Source organism: Microbulbifer maximicatervae (SeqCode), from assembly GCF_052467385.1.
This window is the reverse complement of record NZ_CP174311.1, coordinates 1,406,976-1,416,817: the sequence shown is the minus strand read 5'-3', so window position 1 is coordinate 1,416,817 and position 9,842 is coordinate 1,406,976. Positions and strand designations below refer to the sequence as shown.

Here is a 9,842-nt window from a genome sequence, read left to right as displayed (position 1 = left end):
ACCTGAACAGCAGACAAACACTTAATATTCAGCCCCACCTTTAGCCATAGAAACATCATCAGCTGGCATCGCCATAAAGGCCTCACCTAAAGAAACCAATAAAGTCAACACCATACATTTCCAATCCGTTACTGCCGGCATAGACATTTTGCTATTCACACCTAGACTCTTCCAGCCACCAAATAATCTTAAAGCAGAGGTTAAAATTTCATGACCCATTCAAAATTTTCAAATCTATTAATCATACGCATCAACCCTTCAAGCACTCATAAACCCACACCAAGCATCAATTTATCGGTAACTCGAAAAACATATCTTCCCCAACTCCCTTACCTTGCAGCCCCATAATATACGTCTATTAATAAAACAGAATATTGATAAATGTGGCCTCAATAAATTACCTACAAACAACATTCAAATTATCTCTCAACAAAACTACTTTCCAATGACTCCCGAACAGGCTTAGTAAAATATTCATAAATATTTCTCTTTCCTGTTTTTACCTCTGCCACAACACGCATGCCCGCACGCAACAAAAGAGCCGTCTGATTTGACTGTTTTAACTCTTGGGTATCCAGTTCGATATCACATAGATAGCGATAGCCTTGCTCTTCATCCATTACGGCATCTTTTGAGAGATTAGTAACAACCCCCGAGACAGTTCCATATTTGGTAAAATTATAAGTAGACACCTTCACCGTTACTGGATGCCCCTCTTCAACAAAACCAATATCTTTATTCAATATCCAAGCCTGGACTTGTAAAGTACTGCCAGCAGGTACTATCTGCATCAGAGCTTGGGCGGGCTCTAGAACGGCATCTTCGGTATGGATGGCAAGCTCTTGTACAGTGCCAGCTATAGGTGCTCGGATTACCTGCTGCTCACTGCGCAGTTTTGCTTTTTCCAATTCCTTATTTTGTACTGTAATATTACGCTCCAACTCTTCCTGCTGTGAGTAACTTTTATAAAGGGCGTTACTTAGTAGAGCTGAAGCTTGTAAATTAAGCTCTTTCAATTGAGATTGGTATTGGCCAATTCTTTCCTGCTCAAGCGCCAATTCCTCCTCTGCATCAATACGCTGCTGTTCCAGCTCGAGGTATCTATCCCGGGCCACCATTTGCCGATCCAGCAACTTTCTCAGGGAGTCAGTGCGCTCGGTTAAAATGGGCAGTTTCTTCTCAGCTTTTCTAACTAGAGCACGCGACATACTGAGTTCTTGATGCTTTGAGGAAACCTGCTGATCGATTAAATTAACTTCAGCAAGGTAATCAGAGAAATACCCTCTTAATAGAGTGCGCTGAAAGCGTAATTGATCCTTCGCGCCAGCTTCAGCCATCTCCTTTTCCAGGGTAATCAAGGCCTTTTCTATTACACTCCCCCGGCCTTCGCGCAATTCAGGCAAATAAGTGCTGAATACTTGCTCCCTTACCAGGCGCGCACGGGAAACAGCCAGCTCTCCCTCTAACCTATCCTTATCCGCAGTTGCATTAGTGGCATCCAGGGTAATTAGAGGGGCTCCTGCATTAACTCGGCTACCCTCTTCTACATGGATGTTTCGAACTACCGATAACTCTTTTGCCTGAACAGTTTTCACCTTACCGTCGGGAATTACGGTTCCCTCCGCTATGGCAACAATATCAATCTTGCCAAAAATGGCCCAAAGAATAGCAATAGTAAAAAACAAACAAATAGTATTGATTAGCCATAATCCCAGTGGGTTTGGCGGTGATTGCTCCACCTCCAGTGCAGCCGGAACAAACTCCAGTACTGAGTCCCGCTTTTTTATCCAGCGACTGAATTTCAAGAAAGAGAGGAAACGCTTCATATTACCTCCCGCAAATTAGACTGCATGGCATTAAGGCGAGCAAAGTGTCCTTTTTTCTGCATTAATTGTTTGGGGCTGCCCTGCTCTACAATCCTGCCTTTTTCCATAACAACAATGCGATTGGCATCGCGCACCGCAGACAGTCGATGGGCAATAATCAGCACTGTGCGACCCTGACAAATCTGGCGCATGTTTGCCTGTACTATGGCCTCTGATTCATAGTCCAGAGCACTGGTAGCTTCATCAAAGATCAATATCCTGGGATCTGCCATCAGAGCGCGCGCTATGGCTATCCGCTGCTTTTGGCCACCAGAGAGGGAGCTACCTTGCTCTCCCACTACCGTGTCGAATCCCTCCGGCAATTCAAGAATAAAATCGTAGGCTCCCGCCTGCTTGGCAGCAGCTACTACTTTTTCCATAGGAGCACCGGGGTCTGCCAAAGCAATATTGTCGCGAACAGTACGATTGAGCAGGAAGCTTTCCTGCAATACAACGCCTACTTTTTGCCTCAACCAAGCCGGGTCTACCAGTGCCAAGTCAACGCCATCTACCAGGACGCGGCCCGCCTCTGGGACATAGAGACGCTGAACCAGCTTGGTCAAAGTACTCTTTCCCGAACCGGATTTACCGACGATACCCACTATTTCCCCAGGCCTTATTGATAATTGAATACCGTCAATTACCAGCGGTCGATCGGGGCCATAGCGAAACTTCACATGCTCAAATCGTATCTCTCCTCGAATTGCGGGCAGAGTGGTTCGGTTTGGGTCATGTCCAGCTTCCGTAGGTGTATTGAGGATATCTCCCAGGCGCTTAATGGAAATACCCGCCTGCTGGAAGTCTTGCCACAATTGCACTAACTTCAAAATTGGCTGGCTAACCCGCCCTGCAATCATATTGAAGGCGATCAACATACCGACACTCAGCTCACCGGCAATAACCAAGTGAGCACCCACCCACAAAATACCTACGGTTACCAATTTATTGATTAAGCTGGCGCACTGGCTGGCAACATTACCGAGATTCAAAGCCCTAAAGGAAGCGTTAACGTAGCCTGCCAACTGCTCTTCCCAGCGCCGCTGCATTTGCGGTTCCACCGCCATACTTTTTAAGGTTTCAACCCCGTTACAGGCTTCAACAAGAAATGATTGATTTTCCGCACCCAGCTTAAATTTTTCATGTAATCGATTTCTCAAAATCGGCGTAATAATGATCGACAATAGTACATAGAGAGGTAGGGAGCCCAATACTATCCAAGTCAGTGTTGGGCTATAAAGAAACATCACGGCAAAGAAGACCAGAGTAAAAAACAGGTCTACACAAAGAGTAAGCGCTGACCCCGTGATAAACTGGCGTATAGAATCCAGCTCGCGAACCCGGGCTACAGTATCTCCCACTCGACGATTCTGAAAATAAGCAATAGGAAGACGCAACAGGTGATTAAATAGACGAGAACCCAATACCACATCTATCCGATTTGAAGTATGACTAAATAGATAGGTTCTCAACCCATTTAAAATCACATCGAATACACATACCACCAAGAAGCCGAGAGATAACACATCCAGGGTAGTCAGGCCTTGATGAACAAGTACCTTGTCCACTACCACCTGGAAAAATAGCGGCGTGATCAGTGCAAATAACTGAATAAAGAATGACGCGAGTAATACTTGGCCTAATAGTTTCTTATATTTAAGAATGGAGGGGATAAACCAGGATATATCAAATTTTCGCTCTACAGATGATAAAATTCCCTTTTTACGGAATAAGAATATCAAAAGCCGCTTATTCTCATCAAAAGGAAGCTCTTCCACCGATAGCATAATCGGACTTTTCTGCCCAACTTTTTGTAGTAGCGCCTTGCCATCCCGTACACCAGCTAAAATCGTACAGGTTCCTGCTGAATCCACTAGCATCACAGGAAACGGCAAGCTTTCCAATTTCTCACTAGAGTATCGATGACTCTTAGCTTTAAGGCCGAGAAAGGCAGCGGCCTTTATAACATCGTGAGCTGCCAGGTTTCCAACAGGGAACTCTCGCTGGAGCTTCTCAGGATTAACTGCAAGCTGATTAAATCTTGCAACAACAGAAAGACAGGAGAGACAGCTTTCCCTCTCAGCTACAACTTCCACACTTACTCCCTAATACAACGTTCCTCTTTCACCTGATTAGTACAGGTGAGTTGTGAGACTAGGAGAAAATACTCTTGCAGTAAATAAAGAGAGCGCTAAAGTAGCTTGAAATGTGTACCAACTATAAAAGCAAACGCTTCTTTTGTGAATCAGCCCTCATTAGTGGCAACTAAATACGATAAAAGCAAACTTTTCATGCTATGTGCTGACAGATCAAATTTTGGCCACAAATAAAATCTTTATCGATATAAGAAAGTTATGTCCTCTTATTTGAGAAGTAAAAGAAAATTCAGATAGGACTTAAATTTTAATAGGTTTTACAATTAATACTTCAAGCCTTTTTAGTTACATCCCGAAAATATTTAGGCCCCGCCCTATTAAACTAATACTACTGATGTGATGCTTCGGAATCTTTTCCTTAGTAAGCTTATACTATGAATCATTCTTTTCATTCATGTTGATTCCATACTTCTTATTAAGCCGTGCTATTTCCTCAATACTGCCTCCACAAAACCTCTTTCTACAAGTCCCGCTCAATTGCTTCTTAGCCATAATTTGCATAAATTTCTCCAACCTTAATAAAAAGTATATAGTGTTTACTGACAAACTATCTGAAGATTACTCACTACTTTATTAAAAATCTGTAAGGGTTCTACTAAATAATTTTTAAATTAATATAAACATTCTATGATGAGAATAATGTATTATATTTTCATCAACCAAGCTAATTAATCCAGTCTTTATATTCGAAAATTTCTTTATTTATATAACACAGAGGTGGTCATATTATATACAGTAGATAAATATAAATAGTAAAGTAAAAAGAGAAGGCAGAAGTCAAGAAATGACAAGGTCGTAATAATAACCTTGTCAAGTATCAGATAAGCGGAAACATTTTGAAGAAGAGTATGTACCGGAACGTCTAAAGCTCTACCGCAACTCTCTTCAATTGACCCGCCTCTGGCAAAGCCCATTCAATAGGCTTTTCGCCACGCTGTTGCAACCAGTGATTTGCCTGGGAAAAAGGACGGGTTCCAAAGAAACCCCGGTGCGCAGATAGAGGGGAGGGGTGTGGAGCACGCAACACTAAATGCTTATTGCGGTCGATAAAGCCTCCCTTCTTTTGGGCATAGCTCCCCCAAAGAACAAAGACTAGCCCTTCACGCTGTTCCGCTAGCTTGTGAATCGCCGCATCCGTAAATTGCTCCCAACCCTGCCCCTGGTGGGCGCCGGCCTTGCTGTCCTCAACAGTAAGGGTGGCATTTAGCAAAAGCACGCCCTGCTCTGCCCATGGTTGCAGGCAACCGTGGTGTGCAGGAGGAATACCCATATCGGAGTGCAACTCTTTAAAAATATTTTGCAGCGATGGGGGAATGCGTACTCCGGGCATCACAGAAAAACACAGGCCATGGGCTTGGCCAACGCCATGGTATGGGTCCTGACCCAGGATAACGACTTTTACCTGATCAAAAGGTGTGGAGTTAAAGGCGTTAAAGATCTGGCCACCGGCTGGGTAGATCTTCTTGCCGGCAGCCTTCTCCCCCTTTAAAAACTGACGCAATTGGGCCATATAGGGTTGGTCAAACTCCCCGCCCAAAACATCGTACCAAGAGGGATGGATCTTTATTTTGTCCGGAACCGGCATTCTTAAACCTTCAATATCTTTTTAACATGATGTTGTAACTCGGGCACAACTTCCTCCTCAAACCAGGGCCTGCGACGCAGCCACAGGGTGTTGCGCGGGCTTGGATGCGGCAAGGGAAAGTATCCCGCTGGCAGTGCATCACGGTAATGTCGAACATTCTCGGTAATACTGCCATACCAGTGCGGGAGGTAATGGCGCTGGGCGTATTGTCCCACCAACAGCGACAGTTGCAAGTTGGGTAATTGTGCCATTAGGCTCTGATGCCAAGTGGCGGCACACTCTGGTCGCGGCGGCAAGTCACCGCCCTTGCCTCGACCGGGGTAACAGAAGCCCATGGGAATAATGGCAATCTGGGATTCGTCGTAAAAGGTGTCCCGGTCGATCGCCAGCCAATCTCGCAGGCGATCTCCTGAGGGATCATTCCAGGGAATACTGGTCGCGTGGACCTTGGTGCCCGGGGCTTGGCCGACGATCAATAGGCGTGCAGACGCTGCAGCCCTCAAGACTGGATTCGGCCCTAGAGGAAGTTGTTCTTCACAGAGGCGACAAGCCCGTATTTCCTCCAGCAGTGCCGGTAACTTCTCAACTACCACCTACTATATGTCCCTATTGTTTACCGTCGGGGAAAGCCAAATGTAACAACCGCGCGCGGCGATCCTGAGGATCACGGGCACGACTAATATTATTGTTATTGAAAACCACAAATACTCCCTGATTATTTACAGCAACTCCAGACCCCATTCCCCCCAATCGCGACACTTCATAGGCGTGCTCCGGGGATTCTTCAATCTCACGGTAAACCAAGCACCATTCAGCTTGCAAGCTCGGCAGAGCTCTTCTACATACCGCATATGCGTTGCTTTCAAGAGTAAAAAGAGCGCCGTCATGATAATCAAGTCCTCTCAGATTCTCCGGGTGGTCCCCAAAATCCAGCCCCACTACAGAAGGCAAGGAGAAAACTTGAAACTCTCCTTTATTTCCCACCTTTAACAATCCCCTGGGTTCCCGCTCTAAAGCTACCCACAAGTCATCGCCAACCTCAACTATCCCCTCCCCGCCATTATTGTATCTCAGCGAATAACCCAGGTGTTCTATTGCTGATGACCACTTGTTATTAATCCAGCGTGAACTCCCATCTGTGTCCACTTCTGCTATTCGATTGTGGCGTTCACTCAATAAAAATGTACCGTCGTCTCTACAACATATTCCACCAAAACGCATTGCGGTTTTAGGCCGCAATAAATCCATAACAAAGTGAGAAACATTATCGGCTACTCCCCTTTTGGGCGGAGGCAGGCCGCTAACTTTCAGGTATTTTTCTAATATCGCACTCTGACCGTGTAAATTGATTCTATATATTTTTTCCGATTCTTTAGGAGAGATCGTTATTAATTGGCCACAAAAACTCAAACCAGATAGACCTACACCCAAGCTATTATCTATCCAGTAATCAGCAATATCTTTAGCCAAAAAAATCTCAGCAGCCATTCCCACGGATGCTAAAAATATGAAATTAATTGCGAGGAAAACTGTCTTGATCATTACATCCCCCTTTAAACACTACCTGACTATTCGAACCCCAATAATAGAAAGTCTCTATTGGTATTTAGTCAGATTGATCTGGTAGAGCCAGATGTAATAAGAGTGCTCTGCGATCCTGAGGGTCGTGAATACGGCTGATGTTATCATTGTCAAACACAATAAAAACGCCCCGCTCTCCAATAGCCAAACCATCTCCCTTGCCACCGGTCCGCGATACCTCGTAGCCCAGTTCAGAGGAGTTTTCATGTTCCCAGTAATCCAGACACCACTCAGCTTTCAAGCTGGGTAATTCCCTGCGGCAAACTGCATAGGCATTAGGTTCCAGGGTCCACAAAGCCCCATCATAGTAATAGAGGCCTGCCATATTTTCCGACTCATCACGAAAATCCAGCCCTTTTACTGGCGGCGGTGTAAAAATCTGTACACTTCCCTTGGGGCCGAGTTTTACCAGGGCACGGGGATCCCGCTCTATAGCCATCCAAAAGTCATCGCCCACCTTCTGTAGCCCTACACCGGAGAGATTGTACCCGTGCATATAGCCTTGGGCTTTAGCCGTAGCCGACCACATATTTTCTAACCAATGCCCCTTTCCCTCCATATTTATTTCGGCTATGCGGTTGTAACGTTCACTCAACAAATAGAATTTATTATCGGCACAGGTGATGGCTTCAAAATCCATCGCTGCGGCTGGGCGAGTAAGTTCCAGTAGAAAATACCATAAATTAGTAGGCCTATCTTTTTTCGGAACCCGGAGCCCAGCCAGCTTGATATAAGGCTCCAAGGTTGCACTCCTATCTCCTAATACTATCTGGTAGATCTCCCTGGATTGCTTATCCGACACCGTAACCATTTTTCCATCGCAAAAACTCAGTCCAGATATGCTTAACCCGGCACTATCATCCACCCAGTAGTGAGATATTTTTTTGGCGGGAATAATTTCAGCTGCCAGCCCCAAGGATGACAAGAGCGCACATACGATAGTTAAAAAAATACGCTTAATCACGATCCTTCCAATTTATCGCCAAAGTGATTTAAGAACCGGGAGATTCCCTGCGGCCAACAGACACTACCAAGCTGTAAGGTCCCAATAGCTATTGGTACACAGCATAGTTACCCCAATTGCTCTAAACAATTTTAGCGCTAGTGACTAGAAGATATTTTAAAAATGGAGGGACTTGTTGAACGGGAGAGAACTAAAGGGATGGGATTAGCGCCGACTCCCGGAAAGTACGGCGCCAGACAGAGTCAATTATTGCAGCCTACTGGCCTCATCTGGCATTGCCAGATGCAACAGAAGCGCGCGCTTGTCGTCAGGCGCCTGGGCACGGCCGATATTATTGTTGTCGAGGATAACGAAAATACCCTGCTCTCCGACTGCCAGCCCCTCGCCCTTTCCATAGCGGGTTTCTTCATAAACCCGCTCGGGAGATTCTTCAAGGGCGCGATAATCCAGGCACCACTCTGCTTCCAGGCTAGGAAGTGCCCTGCGGCACACGGCGTGGGCGTTGCGCTCCAAGGTAAAGAGTGCGCCGTCGTGGTAATCCAATCCCGCCAAGTCCTCTGAACGGCCAGCAAAGTCCAGACCATCTACTTGAGGCAGAGTCAGTGTGCTGGCCTCGCCATCTGCATTAAGCCTCAACAGACCGCGGGGTTCGCGCTCCATGGCTACCCAGAAAGTAGCGTCGGCTTTCACCAACCCCTCGCTGGAAGCATTGGTCTTCTGTAGAAACCCCTGGGACCTGGCTAATGCCGACCAGCTATGCTCCTGCCAGCGTGCGTTTCCCTCGATATCTACGATGGCAATACGGTTGTAATGCTCACTGACCAGATAGACCTGGCCATCGCTACAGGTAACACCTTCAAAGTCCAGATCTTCTGCCGGGCGGAACAACTCCTTGAAGCCCTCCCAAGCGCTGACAGGCTCATCCTGCTCCGGTATCCCAAGGCCGCTTAAGCGAAGATGTGATACCAGGTCGGCACTGCCATCGCGAAGTTCAAGCGTGTAGATCTCTTCAGAATTCTTATCGGAGACTGCCAGCAGATCTCCAGAACAAAAACTTAAGCCGGAAATATCCAGGCCTGCACTACTATCAACCCAATAGCTGGCCAGCAACCTAGCCGGGGTAATTTCTGCGGCTATCGCCAGTGGCGACAACAGCACGGATAGAACACTGAAGAGAGTACGCTTGATCACTGCAAAACCAATTAATCGCGGAAGTTATTAAACTGCAATGGCTGTTCCAGCTCTTTACCGCGTAACAAGGCGATCACCTGCTGCAAGTCATCGCGCTTCTTGCCAGTAACACGCACCTGCTCACCCTGAATGGCAGCCTGCACCTTGAGCTTTTCATCTTTGATCAGCTTAACAATCTTTTTTGACAGTTCTTTGTCAAGGCCATTTTTCAGGGTTACGTCCAATTTGACCTGCTTGCCGGATTGCTCTTTATCACCTACATCCATCGCCAGTGGATCGATATCGCATTTGATCAGTGCGCCGCGCAGCATATCCACCATCTGGTCTACCTGCATGTCCACTTCAGCGCGAACTACCAGGGAGAACTCACTCATCTCCACTTCCGCATCCACACCTTTAAAGTCGAAGCGGTTGGTAATAGTGCGATTCACCTGATCCACAGCGTTGGTGAGTTGGTGCTTATCCACTTCAGATACAATGTCAAAAGAAGGCATTAAGTTGTC

The 9,842-nt window shown here is 46.3% G+C and carries 9 protein-coding genes; all 9 read right to left on the bottom strand.

All coding sequences use genetic code 11. The features are described 5' to 3' along the window. Nucleotides 1–21: 21 nt before the first annotated feature. The 9 genes from ACJJIR_RS06245 to ACJJIR_RS06205 all read right to left on the bottom strand — a co-directional run bounded on the left by ACJJIR_RS06245 (nucleotide 22) and on the right by ACJJIR_RS06205 (nucleotide 9,833). Complete coding sequence (locus tag ACJJIR_RS06245; RefSeq protein ID WP_444907686.1) at nucleotides 22–219, bottom strand: hypothetical protein; 198 nt, start codon at nucleotides 217–219, stop codon at nucleotides 22–24. A 200-nt stretch (nucleotides 220–419) separates the two neighbouring features. Further along, nucleotides 420–1,826: an HlyD family type I secretion periplasmic adaptor subunit gene (locus ACJJIR_RS06240; protein WP_444907685.1), complete on the bottom strand. Its 1,407-nt coding sequence runs from the start codon at nucleotides 1,824–1,826 to the stop codon at nucleotides 420–422. Continuing rightward, nucleotides 1,823–3,958 carry a type I secretion system permease/ATPase gene (locus tag ACJJIR_RS06235; protein WP_444907684.1) on the bottom strand — a complete coding sequence of 712 codons (2,136 nt, stop codon included), beginning with the start codon at nucleotides 3,956–3,958 and terminating at the stop codon, nucleotides 1,823–1,825. Before ACJJIR_RS06235 ends, ACJJIR_RS06240 begins: the two co-directional genes overlap by 4 nt. Nucleotides 3,959–4,880: 922 nt before the next feature. Further along, the gene (gene ung, locus ACJJIR_RS06230; RefSeq protein ID WP_444907683.1) at nucleotides 4,881–5,603 is read right to left on the bottom strand and encodes a uracil-DNA glycosylase; all 723 of its coding nucleotides are present in this window, start codon (nucleotides 5,601–5,603) and stop codon (nucleotides 4,881–4,883) included. A 2-nt stretch (nucleotides 5,604–5,605) separates the two neighbouring features. Continuing rightward, nucleotides 5,606–6,196 (bottom strand): uracil-DNA glycosylase family protein, encoded by a 591-nt coding sequence (locus ACJJIR_RS06225; RefSeq protein WP_444907682.1) that lies wholly within the window; start codon nucleotides 6,194–6,196, stop codon nucleotides 5,606–5,608. A 13-nt stretch (nucleotides 6,197–6,209) separates the two neighbouring features. Then, entirely contained in the window at nucleotides 6,210–7,145 is a 936-nt protein-coding gene (locus ACJJIR_RS06220; protein WP_444907681.1) for a hypothetical protein, read from the bottom strand. Nucleotides 7,146–7,209: 64 nt separating this feature from the next. Further along, on the bottom strand, nucleotides 7,210–8,148 hold the full coding sequence (locus ACJJIR_RS06215; protein ID WP_444907680.1) for a hypothetical protein: 939 nt from the start codon (nucleotides 8,146–8,148) through the stop codon (nucleotides 7,210–7,212). A 246-nt stretch (nucleotides 8,149–8,394) separates the two neighbouring features. Next, nucleotides 8,395–9,339: an SdiA-regulated domain-containing protein gene (locus tag ACJJIR_RS06210; protein WP_444907679.1), complete on the bottom strand. Its 945-nt coding sequence runs from the start codon at nucleotides 9,337–9,339 to the stop codon at nucleotides 8,395–8,397. An 11-nt stretch (nucleotides 9,340–9,350) separates the two neighbouring features. Then, nucleotides 9,351–9,833 (bottom strand): YajQ family cyclic di-GMP-binding protein, encoded by a 483-nt coding sequence (locus tag ACJJIR_RS06205; protein WP_108733959.1) that lies wholly within the window; start codon nucleotides 9,831–9,833, stop codon nucleotides 9,351–9,353. Between the last annotated feature and the right edge of the window lie 9 nt (nucleotides 9,834–9,842).